This is a genomic window from Rhizobium sp. BG4 (assembly GCF_016864575.1).
In the GTDB taxonomy this organism is placed as follows: Bacteria; Pseudomonadota; Alphaproteobacteria; order Rhizobiales; family Rhizobiaceae; genus Rhizobium.
In genome coordinates this window covers 554,428-574,794 of record NZ_CP044126.1, presented here as the reverse complement: position 1 = coordinate 574,794, position 20,367 = coordinate 554,428, and the positions used below count along the sequence as shown (strand labels likewise).

The following is a 20,367-nucleotide window of genomic DNA, read 5'->3' as shown; positions in this document are numbered from 1 at the left end:
GTCACGCTCCCTTCAGCCGCGGATCGAGCAGCACATAGCTGACATCGACGATGAAATTGGCAACCAGCATGGTCGTGGTCATGATCAGCAGCTGTCCCTGGATGACGGGATAATCGCGCGCCAGGATCGCCTGATAGAGGATGTTGCCCATGCCCGGGTAGTTGTAGACCACCTCGGTGACCAGCGAGCCACCAAGGATGGTGCCGATGGCGATCGCCAGCGACGAGACGGTCGGCAGCAGTGCGTTGCGGGCCGCATACCAGATCATCACATGCCGGTCGGAGAGGCCCTTGGCGCGGGCCATCACGATATAATCTTCGCCGAGCAGGTTGATCATGTTGTTGCGCATGGTCACGGCAAAGCCGCCGGTCATGACGGCGCAGAGCGTCATCATCGGCAGGAAGGCGTGATAGAGGACGCTGCCGATATATTGCAGCGTGAAGGCCGGATCGAGCGACGGATCAGCGGCATAGCCATTCGGGAACCAGCCGAGCGTGAAGCCGAAGATGAAGACGACGATCAGCGAGGTGACGACGGCTGGAACCGAAGTGGCGAAGATCGCCACGACCGAGACGATGACGTCGAACGCGCTGCCACGGCGCCATGCGGCGAGAATGCCGAGGAAGCTGCCGATGGTGAAGCTGATGATCGTGGCGCTGCCCATCAGGCCGACGGTCCAGACGAGGGCGTGACCAAGTACCGAGGTGACCGGCAGCGGGAAATACTTGATCGACCGGCCGAGATCGCCGGTGAAGATGCTGCCGAGATAGGTCAGGTATTGCTGCCAGAGCGGGCCATCGACGAAGCCGAAGGTGAGCTTCAGCGCGTTCAGGCTCTCGGGCGGCAATTCGGCGCCGGCGCTGGAGAACATGATCTGCACCGGATCACCCGGCATCAGGCGCGGCAGGAAGAAATTGATCGTCGCCGCCGCGATGAAGGCTGCCAGATAGAAGGCCAGGCGGCGTAACAGGAAAGCCATGGAAACTCCGTGAAATCGGGAGCGGCAGAGGGGGCCGCTCCCGAAGCTCCGTTGCTTACTTGACCGGCTCGAGGGCGAGCAGGTTCAGAAGGCGAGCGGGGTTGGTGCGCGAGATGGACGGATTGACGAAGGGGTTCTCCTTGGTCGACCAGCCGGTGAAGCGCTTGGTGTTGTACTGGTACCAGTTCGGATTGTTGAAGACCGGGATCATCGGCAGGTTTTCGGCGACGATGCGCTGCGCCTTGTTCATCGCTTCCTTCTGCTTGTCGAGATCGGCGGTGTGCGTGAACTGGGTGACGAGGTCTTCGACTTCAGGGCTGAACCAGCGCTGCGCCGTGAAGCGCGTCTTGCCCTTGTCCGAAGCGCTGAAGGCGCGCTTGTAGGGATAGTAAGGCGAAGAGGACGCCGGCAGGCTGTTGATTGCCGCGTCGAACTTGCCTTCGATCAAGTCGGAGGTCCAGACGGCTTCTTCCGGGGTCTCGATCTTGGCGTCGATGCCGACGGCCTGCATGCCTTCGATGGCGATGTTGACGGTGTCGATCCAGTCGGTCCAGGAGTTCGGAACGATGATCGTGAACGAGATCTTCGAACCATCCGGGTTGTCGCGGAAGCCGTCGCCGTCCTTGTCCTTGTAGCCGGCCTCGTCGAGCAGCGCCTTTGCGGCGTCGGCGTCATAGGCGGCGAACTTGCCGAAGTCGGCCTTCACGGACGGATCAGCCCAGCTCTTATAGAGCTCGCCCATCAGGCCCGGATCTTCGTTCAGCGTCGGGTAGCCATAGCCGGCAACGTCGATCATCGTCTTGCGGTCGAGCGCCATGGAGACCGCTCGGCGGAACTTCACGTCGTTGAAGGCCTTCTTGTTGGCTTCGTTCGCCGTTTCCTGGTTGAACAGGAAGGCAACCATGCTGCTCGGCGAATACCAGTAGTGATAGTGATCAGGGTCCTTCGAGACATAGACGTTGTCGATGTCAGGGATGAAGGAGACGCCCCAGTCCAGCGTGCCGTCGGCGGTCGCCGTCAGGATCTGGTTGTTGTCGGCGAGCTGCGGGAAGCGCATGCAGTCGACCTTCAGGTGCTCGGCATCCCAGTAGTTGGGGTTGCGGCACTGGTCGTAGGTCTGGCCGGTAAAGCGCGGAACTTCGGTGAGCGGGCCACTGCCGACGGGGTTTTCGTTGGCGAAGGTGACCGGATCGGCAACGTCCTTCCAGACATGCTCGGGAACGATCGGCAGCTGCGACAGCTGCTCGGCAGCGAGCGAGCTCGGGTCCTTCAGCGTGAAGCGGACGGTCTGGCCGTCGACGGCCTCGACGCCGGTGATGAAGCTCCAGATGCTGACGAAATCGAGCGCCGGGAACTTCTTCAGGTATTCGTAGGTGAACTTGACGTCTGCGGAGGTCAGCGGCTTGCCGTCCGACCACTTGAGGCCGTCGCGCAGCTTGAATTCGATCGTCTTCAGGTCATCCGACTGCTTGAAGCTTTCGGCGAGGCGGTAGACCGGCTTGTTGCTGTCGAAGCGGTTGAAGATGACCAGCGGCTCGTAGATGAAGTCGAGCGTCGACTGGCGCGAGGACGTCTGGTTGAACGGGTTGAAGTTGCGCACCCAGGTCGTTGCCGGTTCGATGTTCGCGGTCAAAACGGTTTGCGCCATGGCGGTGCCGGACAGCAGTGACAGAGCTGTCGCGGCGGCGAATATGTATTTTTTCACTTTATTCCCCTTGCTTGGTTACTTCGCGATACGTGCTGGTCAGGCGGCCAGCACGGTCTTGAACATGTCCTCGACTTCCGCATGCGCGGCGCGGACGTCGATCTTGAGATTGCCGAGACGGGCCTTGCCGGCCTCGATGCGGGCGATCGCCGCTGTGGTCAGCGGGCGGGCAGCCTTGGCGGCCGCTTCGCTTTCCGGGATGTCGCCGTGGCTATGGAGCGCGATGTCGAAACCGGCGTCCAGAACCTGAGCGACGCGCTCCGGCATGGTGCCCTGCAGCGATTCCATGAAGATGCAATCGGAGATCAGCACGCCCTCATAGCCCATGTCCTTGCGGATCACGTCATGCATGACAGGCGAAATGGAAGCGGGCAGCTCCTTGTCATAGGCCGAATAGACGACATGGGCGACCATGGCCCAGGGCGTATCCTTCAGCGCCACGAAGGGCTTGAAATCGGTCGCTTCGAGCGTTTCGCGGGAAGCGTCGACAACGGGGCGTTCCTTGTGGGAATCGAGCGTCGCGCGGCCGTGGCCAGGGATATGCTTCATGACGGGCATGTTGCCGGTTTCGAGCAGGCCATCGACGACCTCGCGGCCGAGGGCGGCGATGAAATCTGGATCCGGGCCGAAGGAGCGGGCGCCGATGACGGCGCTCGTCGTCGAAAAGACGAGATCGAGCACCGGCGAGCAGCCGCTTGAAAGGCCAAGTTCCGTCATCATCGCCCCCATGGCCTGGGAGGAAAGACGAAGGGCACGCTTGCCGAGTTCGAAATCACGTCCGGCGAGCTCGGCAAAGGCGCCGAAGCTGCGGAACAGCGGCCAGGGGCCGGCGTCGAGATGCTGAACGCGGCCGCCTTCCTGGTCGGTGAAAACAGGGGCGTCATCGCGGCCGACGGCCTCGCGGAAGCGCTCGATCAGGATACGGACCTGTTCCGGGTTCTTCTGGTTGCGGCGGCCGACGAAGAGGCCGAGCGGATTGGTTTCGCGAAACATCGCAAATTCGTCGTCCGACAGGGTGGGGTTCGGCATGCCGACGAAAAGGGCGAGGGGGGTCTTGGACACTCTTTATGCTCCGGTCTTGAAATGTCAGGTCTTCGGCGCGCTTCTGAGCATGCCTTCGTAAACGCCCTTGTCGGGCGCGGGGATCGGCACGGCGCCGGCGGTCTTGGCGTAGAAATCGACGGGACCCGCATCGCCGATGAAGGCGTAGGCGTGACCGAGGGTCTTCATGGTCTGCAGGGAGGCGGAAAACAGCGCCAGGCCGATGCCCTTGCCGCGGGCTTCCCTGGCAACGCCCGTCGGGCCGAAGAAGCCGCGGGCAGTCGTGTCGTAGCACGCGAAGCCGAGCAGCTTTCCGTCCTCGAAGGCAATCAGGCAGGCATTCGGCTGGCGGGAGAAGGCGACGGTAACTTCGCTTGCCCAGTTCTCGCTGAAATGTTCGCGGACCCAGGAGGTGACGACATGCATTTCCGGCGGCAAGGCAGGCCGGATTTTGACACCGGTTTCAACCGCCTTTGATTTGAGTTCGTCGAGCTTTTTGGAATATAAGCTCACCAGCAGGTCGGGCACCTGTGATCCTCCACATATTCCGTTATTACGGAATGTATCCCCTTTTAATGACATAGACTTCGCGATTTCGATCAGTCTTGTCAACAGGGAATCTGGCGGATGACAGAAGGCCGCGCCGTGCCGCGCCCAATGAAAATGGCCCGGCGCAGGGCCGGGCCATCAAAGAAACGCGAAAGATCAGATATTTACCTGGCTGCCCAGTTGGCACCGCGGCGGAAGATCGTCTTCATCTGCGGCACGCTGAATTCCTTGGCCTGGTGGCCGAGCGAGGAATAGAAGACCCGGCCCTTGCCATATTTGCGCTTCCAGACGACGGGCATGACGACTCCATCGATCCAGTAGGCGTGGTCGCCGGTAAAAGTCGTCGTCGCCAGCACCTCGTTCGAGGGGTCGACATGCATGTAATATTGCTCCGACGTGTAGGGGAAATCATTGATCCCCTCCATGACCGGATCATCCGGGCGGGTGATATTGACCTTGTAGTCGATGATATTGCCGGGGTGCGCGACCCACTGACCGCCGATCATGAACTGGTACTCGACGCATTCGCGAAAGCTGTCGCCGGCGCCGCCATGATAGCCGGCGATGCCGACGCCGTTCTCGACGGCGGCCGCGAGGTTCTTGATCTCTTCCTTCTCGATCTTCGACATCGTCACGATCGGCACGACGAGGCTGAGGTCATGCACGGACGGGTCGGCGAAGGCCTCGGTGCTGTGCTCGACATAGACCTTGAAGCCGTCCTCCTCCAGCATGTCCTTGATGATAGCGGCGCATTCCTGCGGCTCGTGGCCGCTCCATCCGCCCCAGACGATCAGTGCTTCACGCATTTCCATTCCTCCTGAAATTACTTGGCGAGCCGCCCGTCGACGAGCGATTCCGAGAGCGGCGCCGGCCGCTCGGTTGCCGTGGTGATGGTGACCGTGCGGCCACTTTCGGATGCCGTATGGAAGGCTTCCATGACCTCGAGCACATGCAGCGCCAGGCTGCCATTGGCGCGGTGCGGCCGGTTCGAGCGGATGGCATGGGCAAGATCGGCGACGCCGATCGAGCGGTAATTGCCGTCGGCGTAAGGCGAGGTCAGTTCCTGCGGCTCGAAGCTGCCGCCCTTCTTGAGGAACTGCACTTCGCCGCCGAAATGGTTGGGATCCGGGACGATCAGCGTCCCCTCGGTGCCGTAGACTTCCAGCGGCACATGCTTGTGCCCGGCGACATCGAAGCTCATGCCGATCTGGACCACCGCGCCGTTCGCAAACGCCATGACGCCTGCGACATGGGTCGGCACATGAACCGGGATTTTCTCGCCGTTGTGCGGCTCGCTGGTGATGACGCGCTCCTTGCGCGGCGAGACGGCAAAGCCCGCGACCTGCGCCACCGGGCCGAAGAGATTGACGAGGTCGGTGATGTAATAGGGGCCCATATCGAGCATCGGACCGCCGCCGACCTCATAGTAGAAGGCCGGGTTTGGATGCCAGCGCTCGTGGCCGGGGCACATGAAGGTGGCGGTGCCGCCGACCGGCTGGCCAATCACGCCCTTGTCGATCAGCGCACGCGCCGTCTGGTGACCGCCGCCGAGGAAGGTATCGGGTGCGGCGCCGATGCGAAGCCCCTTGGCCTTGGCGGCCTCTGCCAATTTTTTCCCTTCCGCGAAATTAATGCCGAGCGGCTTTTCGGAATAGGTATGCTTGCCTGCCCCAAGCGCCTGCAGGGCAACGGCGACATGGGCCTTCGGCACCGTCAGATTGACGATGATCTCGATCTTGGGATCGGCAAAGAGCTCATCGATATTCCTGGCGGGAACATTGAAATCGGCGGCCTTGGCGTCGGCGAGTTCGCGGTTGAGGTCGGCCACGCCCCTGATCTCAAGGATCGGGAAGGACGCCATCGCCTTCAGATAGGCGCCCGAAATATTGCCGCATCCGATGATGCCGATACCGACCGTGTCCATGCTTTCCTCCCGATGGATATTCTGTCGTCAGCGCCCTAGAGCGCCGGCCCCGTGGTGCTCCAGGGCGATTCATAGAGTTCGTAGAGCGCGACGGCGGCAGCACCCTGCGCCCAGAAGTCGTCGCTGGAATCGTCGAAGACGAGCTCGGTGACACCCTTCAGCGACGGCGGGATCGCCACTGCATAGGCATCGCGCAGGCTGTTCAGGAACGGCTCGCCGAGCGCCAGACTGGAGCCGACGAGAATGACGCGCGGTGGGGCGAACAGGGTGACGATATTGGCGATCGTCAGACCCACGGCCTCACCGGCACGGATCGCCGAGGCGATCAGCGCATTGTCCTCGGCCTTGATCAGCGCCTGGGCATGCGTCATGCCACGGCCGAGACGGATCGCTTCGGCAAACCGGCCGTCCGCCTGCTGGTCGCCGAGGATGGCGCTCTCGCCCGCCTGCGTCGAAAGCCGGACCGTTCCTTGCGGTCCCATGCCGAGCACGAGGTCGCCGAGATTGTGGCTGAGGCCGCCGGCGCCACGGAACAGCTGGTTGCCGTGCAACACCCCGAGCCCGAGCGTTTGTTCGAGCGAAATCAACACCATGTCTTCGAGATCGCGGGCCTTGCCGAACCAGTGATGGGCAAGCGTGATCGCATGGGCGTCGCTCTCGACGATCGTCGACGTGCCAAGCCGCGCCGTCATCTCGGCTGCGAAATCCACGTTCACATCGCGGAAGATCGGACTGCTGCGCACGTGGCCGGTGCGATGCTCGATGACACCGGGCAGGCCGAGGCAGACGGTATCGACATCCTCAAGGGAGAGCCCGGCATCGACGACGCAGCGGCGCACGCCATCCTCGACCAGATCGGCGATCACGGCGATCGGCTGGCGGTCGATGCGGATTGGCAGCGTCAGCTTCGAGAGCACGTCGCCGCGAAAATCGGTGACGACGAAGATCATCCGGTTGGCGGCGATCTTGGCACCGACGACGCGGGCGGCGTCCGGGTTCAGTTCCAGCATCACGCGCGGTCTGCCTCGCGCCGCCTCGTTGCGGATATCGCCTTCGTGGCGCGGCAGGATCAGGCCGTCGTCGAGCAGCGACGCGGTGATCGCCGAGACGGTTGTCGTCGACAGTTCCGTGCGCTCGCTGATCTCCACGCGCGAAATCGGCCCGTGGCGCCGGATCGTGTCCAGCACGTTCAAGCGATTGATTGCACGCATCAATTCGGGATCTGCGGTCTTCATGAAAAACTAGCCGGGCAATCGCATCTCTGGCCGAAACAGCCACATAATTTCGTCGGGGTACGAATTAAATAACAGGCACATCCCGCCCACTGTCAAGCGCGATCGGCAAAAAATCAGGCGGTCGGGTTGACAATCGGGCCAAGCTCCATTGAATTATTCCGCATTGGGGAAAAATTGGTGAGGACAGTTCCCCTGGGAGGAAAATCATGACGTATATGCACAAGGGCCTGGCCCTTCGCGGCAAGCGCATTGCATTTCTGGCCGCCGCCGCAGGGGTCTCGCTGATGCTCGGCGCCGGTGCCGCCTCGGCCAAAACGGTCGTCAAGTGGCTGCATCTGGAGCTCGATCCGAAATTCGTGGCGAAGTGGGAAGAGATCGTCAAGAAATACGAAGAACTGCATCCCGATGTCGATATCCAGATGCAGTTCCTGGAAAACGAGGCCTTCAAGGCCAAGCTGCCGACGCTTCTGCAGTCGGACGACGTGCCCGATTTCTTCTACACCTGGGGCGGCGGCGTCCTGAAGCAGCAGTCGGAGACCGGCGCGCTGCAGGAGGTTACCCCAGCGCTTGACGCTGACGGTGGCAAGCTGCGCAACCAGTTCACCCCGGCCTCCGTCAACGGCATGACCTTTGACGGCAAGGTCTGGGCGGTTCCCTACAAGGTCGGTCTGGTCAGCTTCTTCTATAACAAGGAGCTTTTCGCCAAGGCAGGCGTGAAGGCCGAGGATATCAAGAGCTGGGCGAACTTCCTCGATGCCGTGAAGAAGCTGAAGGATGCCGGCGTCGTGCCGATCGCCGGTGGCGGCGGTGAGAAATGGCCGATTCACTTCTACTGGAGCTACCTCGTCATGCGCGAAGGCGGCCAGAAGGTCTTCGATGCCGCAAAGAAAGGCGAGGGCGAAGGCTTCCTCGATCCCGCTATCATCAAGGCCGGCGACGATCTGGCCGAGCTTGGCAAGCTGGAGCCTTTCCAGCCCGGCTATCTCGGCGTGACCTGGCCGCAGGCGCTCGGCGTCTTCGGCGACGGCAAGGCGGCGATGATCCTTGGCTTTGAAAACACCGAAGCCAACCAGCGCAAGAATGCCGGTGACGGCAAGGGTCTGGCCCCCGACAATATCGGCCGCTTCGCATTCCCGACCGTCGAAGGCGGTGCCGGCAAGGCAACCGATACGCTCGGCGGCCTGAACGGCTGGGCGGTCACCAAGAAGGCATCCAAGGAAGCGCTCGATTTCCTCGCTTACCTGACCAACGCCGACAACGAACGCGAGATGGCAAAGAACGCCATGTTGCTGCCGGTCGCCGTCGGCGCCGATGACGGGGTCGTCAACCCGCTACTCGCTGAATCCGCCAAGCAGCTGGCCGGCTCCACCTGGCACCAGAACTTCTTCGACCAGGATCTTGGCGCTGCCGTCGGCCGCGTCGTCAATGATGTCTCGGTCGAAATCGTCTCGGGCCAGATGAGCTCCAAGGATGGTGCCCAGCAGATTCAGGACGCGTTCGAACTCGAGCAATAAGCCTCCCAGCAAGCACTCCCGGCGCCGCGTGGCGCCGGGATATGACACGCGCATGCGAAGGCAGGACATATGGCTGAGATTTCCGTTTCATCAGGCGTTCGGACCGCGCCGCCTAGCAAGGCCGCCCGAAAGAACCGCAGTTCGATCGCCCACGACCGCTGGGCCGTGCTCCTGCTTTTCCTGCCGCCGGCGCTGATCCTCTTCACGCTCTTCGTCATCATGCCGATGGGCGAGGCCGCCTGGTACAGCCTCTACAAGTGGAACGGCTACGGCACGCCGACCGAATATATCGCGCTCAAGAATTTCCAGGTCCTGTTCCGCAATGCCGCCTTCAGCCAGGCGCTGATCAACAACGGCCTGATCATCGTCGTTTCCATCGCCATTCAGGTGCCGCTGGCGATCTGGCTGTCGACGATGCTGGCGCATCGCATTCCCGGCGTCGTCACCTACCGTCTGATCTTCTTCCTGCCCTATGTTCTCGCCGATGTCGCCGCCGGCCTGATCTGGCGCTTCGTCTATGACGGCGACTACGGGCTGTTTGCCGCGATCGCTGGCTTTTTCGGCATGGCCAATCCCTATGTGCTCGCCGACAAGGACGTGGCGATCTATGCGGTGCTCGGCGTCGTCGTCTGGAAATATTTCGGCTTCCACATGATGCTGTTCATCGCCGGGCTCCAGTCGGTGGACAAGAACGTCCTTGAGGCTGCCGATATCGACGGCGCCTCCGGCTGGCAGAAGTTCCGCTATATCACCCTGCCGCTGCTCGGCTCGACGCTCAGGCTTTCGATCTTCTTTGCCGTCATCGGCTCCCTGCAGCTCTTCGACATGATCATGCCGCTCACCGGCGGCGGTCCGTCGAACTCGACGCAGACGATGGTGACCTTCCTCTACACCTACGGCGTCATGCGCATGCAGGTCGGCCTCGGCAGCGCCGTCGGCGTCGTGCTGTTCATCATCTGCGTCACGCTCGCCTTCGGCTACAAAAGGATATTCATGCGCAATGACTGATACGACCGACACCATTCGCATGCCCGCGACGACGAAGGTCTATCTCTACGTCTCGCTGACCCTCATCGCCGCCCTCGTGCTGATCCCGCTGCTGACGACGGCGCTCGGCGGCTTCAAGACGCTCGGCGACCTGCGCGTCAATCCCTTCGGACTGCCCGCCACGTGGCAATGGTCGAACTATACCGATATCCTGTTCGGCGAGCGCTACTGGCTGCAGATCTTCAATTCGCTGGTCATCGCCGTGCTCACGGTGTCGCTGACGCTGATCGTCTCGTCGATGGCGGCCTTCACCTTTGCGCATGTGCGCTTCTTCGGCTCGTCCTTCCTGTTGAACTATTTTCTGCTCGGGCTGATGTTTCCCGCGGCGACCGCCATCCTGCCGCTCTTCATCCGCATCCGCGATCTAGGACTGCTGGATACCTATTGGGGCGTGGTGCTGCCGCAGGTGGCCTTCGGCCTCGGCATGAGCATCCTGCTTTTTAGAAACTATTTTCGCAACCTTCCGGAAGAATTGTTCCAGGCGGCTTTCGTCGATGGCTGCGGCTACATGCGCTTCTTCTGGTACATCTCGCTGCCGTTGTCGCGGCCGATCATCGCCACCGTCAGCATCATCTCCTTCGTCGGTAGCTGGAACAGCTATATCCTGCCGCTGATCATGCTGAATTCGGAATCGAAATATCCCTGGCCGCTCGGCATCATGGTCTATCGCGGCGAATTCGGCACCGAATGGCAACTGGTGCTCGCCTTCATCACCCTGACGATCATGCCGACCGTCATCGTCTTTTTCCTGGCCCAGAGACACATTATCGCCGGGCTGACGGCGGGTGCGGTCAAATCCTGATGTTGCCGTTTGTGCCGCGGCCGTTACCATGGCCGCTGCAGGGCATCATGGGAGAGCAGACGGTTGGCACCGATAAAGGTCGATCCGCAGAAGGTTCGCGAATTCAAGACGAAGCAGGATTTCTGCGACTGGCTGGCCGCGCATCACGACCGTGAAGGCGAGGTCTGGATACGCATCTTCAAGGTCGCATCCGGCTTGCCGTCGATCACGCCGGTCGAGGCGATCGACGCTGTGCTCTGCTGGGGCTGGATCGATGCGGTGAAGAAAAGCCTGGACGAAAAGAGCTACCTCCAGCGCTATACGCCGCGCGGCAGGAAGAGCATCTGGAGCCAGATCAACGTCAACAATGTCGCCCGCCTCGTCGACGAGGGCAGGATGACCGAGCACGGCCTTCGCGAGGTCGATGCCGCGAAAGCGGATGGCCGGTGGGACCGGGCCTATGGCAGCGGCAAGGACCTGAAAATCCCCGACGATCTGCAGACGGCGATCGACGCCGATCCCAAGGCCAAGGCGATGCTTGCGGCGCTCAGCGCGCAAAACCGCTTCGCGCTCGCCTTCCGCGTGCACAATATGAAGACGCCCGCGGGCCGCGAGCGGAAGATCGCGGCCTTCGTCGAGATGCTGGCGAAGGGCGAGACGATCTATCCGCAGAACAAGAAGCCGAAGGTCTGAACCTCAGAGATCGGCCTTGTCCCAGAGCGCGTGGAAATGCTGGACCGGGCCATGGCCGGAACCGACGGTGAGCGTTTCTGCAGCCGCAACGGCATCGGCGAGATAGCGCTTGGCGATCGCGACCGCTGCCTCCGGCGTCTTGCCCTTTGCAAGCTCGGCCGCCAAGGCGCTCGACAGCGTACAGCCGGTGCCGTGTGTGTTCTTCGTCGGAACCCTTGGAGCCTCGAACCAGGTAATATGGCCGGCGCTTGCCAGCACATCGGGGCTGTCAGTGCCGCCGAGATGGCCGCCTTTCAACAGTACCATGCGCGGTCCGCGATCCAGCAGTTTGCGCGCCTGCTGCTGCATGGCATCGCGGTCTTGGGCATGATCCTCGCCGAGCAGCGCCGCCGCTTCGGGCAGGTTCGGCGTCAGCATCGTTGCCAGCGGCAGAAGGCGGTCGGTGAGCGCGCCGATCGCGGCGATATCGAGGAGGGCGGCGCCGCCCTTGGCGATCATCACCGGGTCGAGCACCAGCGGGATGCCGCGATGCGGATGCAGCGCATCGGCAATCGCCTCGGCAATCCCGGCATTGGCGATCATACCGATCTTGACGGCATCGACACGCACGTCGGCGAAGACCATGCGGATCTGCTCGGCGACGAAATCCGGAGAGACGGTCTGCACTGCGGAAACGCCGGTGGTGTTCTGCGCAGTCAGGGCCGTCAGCACGGCCATGCCGTATGTGCCGCGGGCCGAGAATGCCTTGAGGTCGGCCTGGATGCCGGCGCCGCCCGATGGGTCGGAGCCGGCGATCGAGAGAACGTTGCGGATCATTGTCCTGCCTTTCTGATGCGTTCGGCGATTGCAGCCGTCGCCGCTTGCGGATCCGGCTGGCCACAGATCGCCGAGACGACCGCAAGCCCTTCCGTGCCCGTTGCGAGCACTGGCTCCACATGTTCCGCCTTCAGGCCGCCGATTGCCACCGAGCGAACCGGGCAGACACGAACCAGCTCCGCCAGACCTGCGATGCCGATCGGTTGCTTGTGATCCGGCTTGGTCGCCGTCGCGAAAACGGGGCCGATCCCCGCATAGTCGACGATGGCGGGATCGACGGCTGCGGCAAGCGCATGCGTCTCGACCGAGAGGCCGAGGATCATATCAGGGCCGATGCGGCGGCGCGCCTCGGCGGCGCCGAGGTCCTCCTGGCCGATATGCAGCCCATCGGCGTTGAGCGCGATTGCCGCTTCCACATCGTCGTTGACGACAAGCAGTGCTCCGCTTCCTGACAGGACCCGCTGCAGTGCCCGGCCCGTCTCGATCATCTGCCGGGTAGTCGCCGTCTTGTCGCGCAGCTGCACGATGGTCGCTCCACCTGCAACGGCTGCGCGGGTTGTTTCGGCAAGCCCGTACCCGGAGCAGAGCTCCGGGTCGAGGACGAGATAAAGGGAGAGGTCGAAGCTCTTCACGCCTGGCTGATCCTTGCTGCGGCGTCGAGTGCCGGACCATCGAGCGCGGCAAGCGCATCGAGGAAACGCCAGGAGAAGGATCCGGGCCCCTTGGCTTCCTGTGCCGCCTGTTCGCCGGCGACGGCAAACATTGCGAGAGCGGCAACCGTCGCATCGAAGGTCTCGTCAGAGGCGACCGCGGCAAACGCGCCGGTCAGGCAGGTCAGCGAGCAGCCGAGCGCGGTGATCTGCGGCATCAGCGGCGAACCGCCGGAAATGCGAACGGCGCGGGTGCCGTCGGTGACGAAGTCGACCGGGCCGGTGACCGCGACAACGGCGCCATATTGCGCCGCGATGCTGCGGGCAGCACCTTCCGCCTGCTCGACGGGATCGCGGCTGTCGACGCCCTGGCCACGGCTTTCGCTGCCGGCCAGCGCGATGATTTCGGATGCATTGCCGCGGATGATCGCCGGTTGAGGTGGAGAAGTGCCGCGACGCTTTCGCGGCGGAAGCCGGTGGCGTAATGCGCCACGGGGTCGAGAACCCATGGCTTGCCGTTGCGCGCGGCAGCCTTCGCCGCCTGTTTCATGCCGCTGACCCAGGCGGGCGAGAGCGTGCCGATATTGATGGTCAGTGCACCGGAGAATGCGGCGAATTCACCGGCTTCCTCTTCGGCATGGACCATGGCGGGCGAGGCGCCCGCGGCCAGCACGACATTGGCGGCGATATTCATCGCGACATAGTTGGTAATGCATTGAACGAGTGGCGGCGCGGCGCGCAGCGCGGTCAGCAATTGCCCGGGTGATCTCGAAGTCGTCATCTTGCGTCCCTTTTGGGGCGGGGCAAGACGCGGGAGGCCAGGCACATGGAAGCGAAGGGCCTCGAGCGACTCCCTCCGCCAGCATTATCTGGTTCAGGTTCGAAGGGTACTTCTCAGCCCGCCTTTCGGCGAACGCCCCTGTCTCTCAACACCACGGTCATCGCAAATTATCGGCGGCTTGTCACGCCCTATCAGTTAAGCCGGGCTTCCCCACTGGCGATGCGCTGCTCATCGGCGCCGAAGAGATGTACGGCATCGTGAATGGGCGCCACCTTCAGGACATCGCCGGGTGCAGCCCTGATCCGCTCGCGGAAGACGCAGCTGATCGTCTGCGCGCCGAGCCGCGCAATCACCAGTGTTTCCGATCCGGTGGGCTCGACGACGACGGTGGTGATCTCGATGCCATTGGGTCGAGTTGCAAATGCTCCGGGCGGATCCCGTAGGTCACCGCGTCAGCAGGCCGACGGTCGCTCGGCAGGGTAATGCCATCCTCGGTGCGGAAGCCCGTATCCGTCATGCTGCCCTTGATGAAGTTCATCGCGGGCGAGCCGATGAAGCCGGCGACGAAGAGATTGTTCGGCCGGTCATAGAGGTCGAGCGGCGAGCCTGACTGCTCGATGCGGCCATCCCTCATGACGACGATCTTGTCGGCCATGGTCATCGCTTCGATCTGGTCGTGGGTGACGTAGATCGTTGTCGTCTGCAGCCGCTGGTGCAGTTCCTTGATCTCGGAGCGCATCTGCACGCGAAGCTTGGCGTCGAGATTTGAGAGCGGCTCGTCGAACAGGAAGACGGCGGGATCGCGCACGATCGCCCGGCCCATGGCAACGCGCTGGCGCTGGCCGCCGGAGAGCTGCTTCGGATAGCGTTCGAGCAGGCTTTCGAGGCCGAGGATCTTTGCGGCATTGCCGACCCGCTTGTCGATCTCCGCCCGCGGCATACGCTTCAGCCGCAGCGAAAATCCCATGTTCTTGGCGACCGTCATATGCGGATAGAGCGCGTAGTTCTGGAACACCATGGCGATGTCCCGGTCCTTCGGCGCTAGCTCGTTGACGACATGCTTGCCGATCTGGATCTCGCCCGACGTGATGCCTTCAAGCCCGGCGATCATTCTGAGCAGCGTCGACTTTCCGCAGCCGGACGGTCCGACGAGGACGACGAATTCGCCGTCGCGGATATCGACCGAGACACCCTTGATGGCCTTGAACGCGCCGTAGTCCTTGCGAGCATTATTGACTGAAACATGAGCCATTATCGTCCTCCCCAGGCTGCGATCAAAGCTTGTCCAAGACGGTTCTGAGATAGCCGAGGCCGACGCGTTCGCCCTCCTTGCGAGTTTCCAGGTCCTTGCCCGGCCAGCCATAGGCGGCGTCCTCGTGCTCGATGGAAATCGTGCCGTCGAAGCCGTAGCTGCGCGCCTGCTTCAGGAACCTCGACCAGTCGAGCAAGCCGAGGCCCGGCAGCTTGTACTGCCACCAACCCTTGCCGTGATAACCGACGGCCTGCAGCGCGGTCGCATCGACCGCCGTGTCCTTGGCATGCAGGATGGCGATGCGATCCTTGACGGCATCCAGCGCCAGATAGGGATCGATACCCGTCCGCAGAAAATGCGAGGGGTCGAATTCGAGCGCGAAACGCCGGTCGGGAATGCGCTTGAACAGCTCCTCGTAACCCTTTGGCGTCGTACCGACGAAATTGTCCTTCGGTCCCGGCCAGTTCTCGATTGCAAAGGTAAGGCCGCTGGACGCGGTCTCGGCGATCAAACCGTTCACATAGGTTGCAAAATCGTCATAGTTGACGTCGTCGCTGGCATCGTCGTTGCGCCCGGGAAAGATGACGAAAACCGGCACGCCGGTTTCGCCGATCGCCTGGGCGAATTCGGCGGTGCGCGAGCGCAGATCCTTGCGCTTGGCATTATCGGCGTCGAGCTGGTTGCCGAAATAGGTGATCGAGGAGACGAAGAGATTGCGCTCGCGGGCAAGCGAGACGGCGGCCTTTACCCTGTCAGGGGTCTTGATGTGCCCGCCGACATCGATCTCGATGGCATCGAAACCAGCGGAAGCTGCGAAATCCACCACTTCTTCAAGCGGCCGGTCGTTGAACGTCGACGTATAGAAACCGATCCTCATCAAAATCCTCCCATGCGCCGCCGCAGCGGCCGTGCTAATTGTTCAGGCGATCCATGTATTTCAGCGGTGAACGGGTACGTTGAACCTCATCCGATGACGCCAGCATCAGCGCCGCGGCCATCGGCATGGCGGCCGCCCCGATCGCCGAGGCATCCTCGCCGAGCGAGGCGCGGTGGATCGAGGGCAGGGCGCCGTCGCTGGCGTCCAGATGCTCATGCACATAGCGCAGCAGCTCGTCGATCATGCGGATCGGCAGCCGGCCGCCGACCAGGATGGCGTCGGGATCGACGATCATGCCGACATGGCGGACGGCGACCGCAAGATGCGCGCTCATCTCCTTCAGCCACTGCGAGACCAGCCGCTTGCCGCGGGCATCGAGCGTCAGGAGATCCTGGGGCACGCTGACCTTGATGCCATGCTCCGCGAGGAACTGATAAAGGCAGAAGAGCGAGAAGATCTCGCCGAGCAGGCGCACCTTCTGTGTGCTTTCATCCTTGCCGTCGGCGATCGGCACCCAGCCGATTTCACCGCTGAGGCCCATCGCACCGCGATGGCCGTTACCGTCGAGAACGAGACCGCCGCCGGGGCAGGCGTTGACGGCGATATAGAGGAAGCTGCGGCTCTCGGCGCCGAGCCCGTAATCGAGCTCGGCCAATGCGGCAGCGTTGGTTTCGTTTTCGATGAAAACAGGATGCTGCGTCAGATCCTCGAGGGCAGCGCGCACATCGAATTCCATCCATTCCCAGTAGTTGGCAGGCCTGCCGGGGAAGGCGATTTCGCCGAGCCAGTCGGGCATCGCCAGGCCGATGCCGGCCAGATGTGCGTCATCGATCAGGCGGCTGCGCTGGAAATGCGATATCGCGTCGGCCGACAGCTGCATGAATTCGGCCGGCAGGATGTAGCGCTTCTCGTGATGGACGCGGGCGCGGACATTGCCGACGGCATCGACCGCAAGGATGGTCAGGTGATCGCGATCGATATTGATGCCGATCGCGAAGAATGCGTCCGGATTGATCTCGAGCTCGATTGCCGGCTGGCCGCGCAAACCATGGCGGCGGCGAGCCTCGATGATCAGCCCTTCGTCGAGTAGGCGGTCGACGATGCGGGCGATCGCCGGCTTGGTGAAGCCCGTCTGCCTGGCGATCTCCGCGCGAGAAATCGGCGCCTGCCGGTGGATGCAGCGCAGCACGACCGCGCGGTTATGCTCGCCCGCATCCTCGACATTGGCCCCGCTGAGATCGGGGGAGAGCTTGACATCAGGGGTCTGGTTCATGATCGCGATCCTTCGTCTTCCATCGACATCAGAGCCGCTCTCATCCCTTCACCGCGCCGCTTGTCATCGCGCCCAGGATCAATCGCTGGAGCGAGAGGAAAGCCACGATCGCCGGTACGACGGAGATCAGGCAGGCGGCGGCGAGCAACTGAATGGACGAGTCGGTCTGCATGCCACGGAAGTTAAAGATCCCGACGCCGATCGGCATCAAGTTGTTTTGCGTCAGCAGCAGAAATGGCACCAGGAACTGCGACCAGCCGGCGATGACGGTGATGATGAAGACGGAGGCGATGCCCGGCGCCGAGAGCGGCAGGACGATCCGCCAGAAGACCGAGAAGCGGTTGCAGCCATCGATCATCGCGGCTTCATCGAGGCTGCGCGGGATGCCGTCGACGGTGCTCTTCAGGAGCCAGGTCGCGAGCGGCACGCCGAGCGCGATATAGACCATGACCACGGCGAAATGCGTGTCGAGCAGGCCGAGCTTGTTCATGTAGCGGTAGAGCGGAACCATGATGACCAGCGGCGAGATCATCTGGAACAGCAGCAGACCCATCATCGACAGGCCCTTGCCGCGGAACTGGAAGCGCGAGAAGGCATAGGCCGCGGGCAGCGCGACGATCAGCACCCCGAGGCCGCTGAGGGCGGCGAGTTTAAGGCCGTTCCAGAGGTAGATCGGGAAGTAGCTGTTGTTGAGAACCGTGACGAAGTTCTCCATCGTCGGGTTGTGCGGAATATAGCGGGCGACGCCGCGATAGATCTCCCGCCGGTCGCGAAGCGCCATCGACAGGAGATAGCTGAGGGGCCCGGCGAAGAAGACGAACATCGCCAGCATGAACAGATAGCTCAGAAAGTCGCCGAGGCGGGTGCCGGTGCGCCTGCTGCTCATTGCTCTTCCTCCTTCGGCAGGAACGACGCATAGACGAAGGCAAGCCCGAGGCTGATGATCAGCATCAGCACCGACAGCACGCTGCCTCCCGACAGATCGTAATTTCTGAAGACGATGTTGAAGACATAAAGCGAGATCACCTCGGTCGCGCGGCCCGGGCCGCCGCCAGTCAGCGTGATGATCGCGTCGAAGGTGTTGAGCGTCATGATCGTGATCAGGATCATGTTGACGAGGATCGCGGCGCGCAGCTGCGGAATGGTGACGAAGAAGAACTGCTGCGTGCCCGTCGCGCCATCGACTTCGGCCGCTTCGTAGAGCGACGGATCGATCGCCTTCAGCGCCGCATACATGACGACCATCGAGAAGGCCGTGCCGCGCCAGATGTTGGAAATCAGCGCCGACCAGGGCGCGATCGACGGATCGGAAAGCCAGGCGACAACCGGCAGATGCATCATCCGCAGGATACTGTTCAGCGCGCCGTAGGGCGCTTCGGAAAACAGCATCTGCCAGATGATGCCACCGGCAATGCCGGGCACGACCCAGGCGACGAGGGCGGTGGTTCTGAGAATAGTGGTGCCGAACAAGCCGCGCTTTTCGCCGCGAACGACGACGACGGCGACGGCAATCCCGAGGATCTGCTGGCCGACGACGCTGCCGCCGACGAAGACGAGGGTCGCCCACATGATATCGGGCAGCTGCGGCGAACTCAGCGCGTTGGTGATCGAGCCGAACGTATATTCCTGGTTATCGCCGATCAGCGTCGCGTTGGTGAAGGACAGCCGGAAGACGTCGATCACCGGGTAAAGATAGAAGATGCCGATGACGATGATGACGGGCATGATCCAGGGCAAGGGCGCCCCGGCGAAACGGCGCATGAACGATCTGCTGTGAGGCGGGCTGGCAGCCTCGATGGCGATGGGGCTCATTGGGCTTCTCTATCCGGGTTTGACGGGACCGGCGGCGCCCGTCATGGGCGCCGCCGCGATCTCAAATCGTTAGAGACGCTTGTAGGCCTCCAGCGTCGCGTTGAACGCGGCGTTCAGAGCATCTTCGGGCTTCTTGGTGCCGGAAAGCACGTCGCCCATCATGATCTGGATCTGGTTGGAGATCTCAGGATAGATCGGCGCACCGGGACGTGCCTGGCCATTCACCAGGGCATCGGCGAAGGTCTTGTTGGCCTCGGTCGCGAAGACATCGTACTTCGTGAACAGCGACTTGCGCGTCGGCAGCTGCTGCTGCAGCGCGTTGGCCGGGCCCATATAGACCTCGCGGGCGAGGTTGGCGCACATCTCGACCTTGTCCTTGTCCTTGGCAAAGGACGCGATCGTCCAGCCGCCTGTTCCGGTCGAGCGCTGATCGGCGGTCGGGCCGGGGATCGGCGAGAAGGTCCAGTTCTTGAACTCGTCGTCGTCGAGCGTCGCCTTCAGCTGCGCGTATTGCCAGTTGCCGCCGATGAAGAGCGCCGTGGTGCCCGCCGCCGCTGCCGCGTTCAGGTCGTCGTAATTGCCGATCGTGGTGACACGCTTCGGCGCAGCGCCTGAATCGACGAGGTCCTTGTAATAGTTGAGGGCCTTGAGGAATTTCTCCTTGTTGTCGCCTTCGCCGAAGACGGGTTTGCCGGAGTCGTCGACGAGCTTGCCGCCGAGCGCCCAGTAGTTCGCGAGCCAGTCGAAGGTCGAGCCTTCGTAACGGCCGGCATTGAAGAGGATACCTTCCATGCCTTCGCCAACGGACGCGATGCCGGCCTTCTTCAGGTCGTCCCAGGTCTGGGGTGCATCAGCCACGATCGACTTGTTGCGATAGAGGACGCGCAGATCGGTGTCCCACCACCAGGCCCGGATCGTCTGATCCTTGTCGGTGATGCCGCTGCGGATGAAGGGGAAGAGGTCGTCGATTTCTTCCTTCGAGAAATAGGGCGTGAAGTCGGCGAGGACCTTGTTGACCATGAACTGCGACAGCACGAAGGAGTCGACGGCGGCGCAATCGGGCGCGTTGCCGGCCTTCGCCTGCTCCAGCATCTTAGCCTGCTCGGTGCCGATATCGGCCGACATGAACTGCATCTGCAGCTTCCAGTCGGGATGCTTCTTGATGAACTCGACGAACAGCTTCTGGTAGCCTTCGGCAATCGCCGGGTCGGCATTGTTGGGACTATCGTTAGTCAACCGCACGATGAGCGTCTTCGGGGCATCGGCAGCGCCGATACGGTCCTTGGTCGCCAGTTCTTGGGCAAATGCGGCAGGCACTGAAAATAACATTGTGCTCAGCGCTAATGCGCTGACGAACGCTCTCTTCATGATGGGTCTCCTCCCCATTTTCAACGGATACAGCCTGGTGGTCAGTTGACCTCTCCTCAATTCCATGCTG

At 62.4% G+C, this 20,367-nt stretch carries 18 protein-coding genes, 2 pseudogenes and 1 riboswitch; of the genes and pseudogenes, 4 read left to right on the top strand and 16 right to left on the bottom strand.

Annotation, left to right across the window (positions count from 1 at the left end):
* Position 1 precedes the first annotated feature (1 nt).
* The 7 genes from F2982_RS22760 to F2982_RS22730 form a co-directional block, all read right to left on the bottom strand.
* The gene (locus F2982_RS22760; protein ID WP_112712088.1) at positions 2 to 979 is read right to left on the bottom strand and encodes an ABC transporter permease; all 978 of its coding nucleotides are present in this window, start codon (positions 977 to 979) and stop codon (positions 2 to 4) included.
* A gap of 55 nt (positions 980 to 1,034) precedes the next feature.
* Positions 1,035 to 2,684, bottom strand: a complete 1,650-nt coding sequence (locus tag F2982_RS22755; protein ID WP_203430993.1) for an ABC transporter substrate-binding protein — start codon at positions 2,682 to 2,684, stop codon at positions 1,035 to 1,037.
* 39 nt (positions 2,685 to 2,723) lie between these two features.
* On the bottom strand, positions 2,724 to 3,746 hold the full coding sequence (locus F2982_RS22750) for a glycoside hydrolase family 3 N-terminal domain-containing protein (RefSeq protein ID WP_203430992.1): 1,023 nt from the start codon (positions 3,744 to 3,746) through the stop codon (positions 2,724 to 2,726).
* Between the two features lie 24 nt (positions 3,747 to 3,770).
* Positions 3,771 to 4,253: a GNAT family N-acetyltransferase gene (locus tag F2982_RS22745; RefSeq protein WP_203430991.1), complete on the bottom strand. Its 483-nt coding sequence runs from the start codon at positions 4,251 to 4,253 to the stop codon at positions 3,771 to 3,773.
* A gap of 185 nt (positions 4,254 to 4,438) precedes the next feature.
* Positions 4,439 to 5,080: a ThuA domain-containing protein gene (locus F2982_RS22740; RefSeq protein WP_203430990.1), complete on the bottom strand. Its 642-nt coding sequence runs from the start codon at positions 5,078 to 5,080 to the stop codon at positions 4,439 to 4,441.
* Positions 5,081 to 5,097: 17 nt separating this feature from the next.
* Entirely contained in the window at positions 5,098 to 6,198 is a 1,101-nt protein-coding gene (locus F2982_RS22735; RefSeq protein ID WP_203430989.1) for a Gfo/Idh/MocA family oxidoreductase, read from the bottom strand.
* Positions 6,199 to 6,233: 35 nt separating this feature from the next.
* Entirely contained in the window at positions 6,234 to 7,433 is a 1,200-nt protein-coding gene (locus tag F2982_RS22730) for an ROK family transcriptional regulator (protein ID WP_203430988.1), read from the bottom strand.
* A 206-nt stretch (positions 7,434 to 7,639) separates the two neighbouring features.
* Between F2982_RS22730 and F2982_RS22725 the strand changes: the two genes are divergently transcribed.
* The 4 genes from F2982_RS22725 to F2982_RS22710 all read left to right on the top strand — a co-directional run bounded on the left by F2982_RS22725 (position 7,640) and on the right by F2982_RS22710 (position 11,468).
* Positions 7,640 to 8,947: an extracellular solute-binding protein gene (locus F2982_RS22725; protein WP_130283752.1), complete on the top strand. Its 1,308-nt coding sequence runs from the start codon at positions 7,640 to 7,642 to the stop codon at positions 8,945 to 8,947.
* Positions 8,948 to 9,016: 69 nt separating this feature from the next.
* Positions 9,017 to 9,955, top strand: coding sequence for a sugar ABC transporter permease (locus F2982_RS22720; protein WP_112712072.1), 939 nt, complete (start codon positions 9,017 to 9,019; stop codon positions 9,953 to 9,955).
* Positions 9,948 to 10,796, top strand: a complete 849-nt coding sequence (locus tag F2982_RS22715) for a carbohydrate ABC transporter permease (RefSeq protein ID WP_203430987.1) — start codon at positions 9,948 to 9,950, stop codon at positions 10,794 to 10,796. The genes F2982_RS22720 and F2982_RS22715 overlap by 8 nt, the downstream gene beginning before the upstream one ends.
* 63 nt (positions 10,797 to 10,859) lie before the next feature.
* Complete coding sequence (locus F2982_RS22710; protein ID WP_203430986.1) at positions 10,860 to 11,468, top strand: YdeI/OmpD-associated family protein; 609 nt, start codon at positions 10,860 to 10,862, stop codon at positions 11,466 to 11,468.
* 3 nt (positions 11,469 to 11,471) lie between these two features.
* Here F2982_RS22710 and thiD read toward each other — a convergent pair whose 3' ends face one another.
* From thiD to F2982_RS22665, 9 genes and pseudogenes are all read right to left on the bottom strand, one after another.
* Positions 11,472 to 12,284, bottom strand: a complete 813-nt coding sequence (gene thiD / locus F2982_RS22705) for a bifunctional hydroxymethylpyrimidine kinase/phosphomethylpyrimidine kinase (RefSeq protein WP_203430985.1) — start codon at positions 12,282 to 12,284, stop codon at positions 11,472 to 11,474.
* Complete coding sequence (gene thiE, locus F2982_RS22700) at positions 12,281 to 12,916, bottom strand: thiamine phosphate synthase (RefSeq protein ID WP_203430984.1); 636 nt, start codon at positions 12,914 to 12,916, stop codon at positions 12,281 to 12,283. The genes thiD and thiE overlap by 4 nt, the downstream gene beginning before the upstream one ends.
* Positions 12,913 to 13,715: pseudogene (gene thiM / locus F2982_RS22695) on the bottom strand (hydroxyethylthiazole kinase). Before thiM ends, thiE begins: the two are co-directional and overlap by 4 nt.
* A 53-nt stretch (positions 13,716 to 13,768) precedes the next feature.
* Positions 13,769 to 13,865: riboswitch (TPP riboswitch) on the bottom strand.
* Positions 13,866 to 13,906: 41 nt separating this feature from the next.
* A pseudogene (ugpC, locus tag F2982_RS22690) lies at positions 13,907 to 14,967 on the bottom strand (sn-glycerol-3-phosphate ABC transporter ATP-binding protein UgpC).
* A gap of 22 nt (positions 14,968 to 14,989) precedes the next feature.
* A complete protein-coding gene (locus F2982_RS22685; RefSeq protein ID WP_203430983.1) occupies positions 14,990 to 15,844 on the bottom strand; it encodes a sugar phosphate isomerase/epimerase in 855 nt (284 codons plus the stop codon).
* 34 nt (positions 15,845 to 15,878) lie between these two features.
* The gene (locus tag F2982_RS22680; protein WP_203430982.1) at positions 15,879 to 17,117 is read right to left on the bottom strand and encodes an ROK family transcriptional regulator; all 1,239 of its coding nucleotides are present in this window, start codon (positions 17,115 to 17,117) and stop codon (positions 15,879 to 15,881) included.
* Between the two features lie 40 nt (positions 17,118 to 17,157).
* Positions 17,158 to 18,003, bottom strand: coding sequence for a carbohydrate ABC transporter permease (locus F2982_RS22675; RefSeq protein WP_130283764.1), 846 nt, complete (start codon positions 18,001 to 18,003; stop codon positions 17,158 to 17,160).
* Positions 18,000 to 18,929 carry a sugar ABC transporter permease gene (locus F2982_RS22670; protein ID WP_112712054.1) on the bottom strand — a complete coding sequence of 310 codons (930 nt, stop codon included), beginning with the start codon at positions 18,927 to 18,929 and terminating at the stop codon, positions 18,000 to 18,002. Before F2982_RS22670 ends, F2982_RS22675 begins: the two co-directional genes overlap by 4 nt.
* A 69-nt stretch (positions 18,930 to 18,998) precedes the next feature.
* Entirely contained in the window at positions 18,999 to 20,297 is a 1,299-nt protein-coding gene (locus tag F2982_RS22665) for an extracellular solute-binding protein (protein ID WP_203430981.1), read from the bottom strand.
* Positions 20,298 to 20,367: the final 70 nt, after the last annotated feature.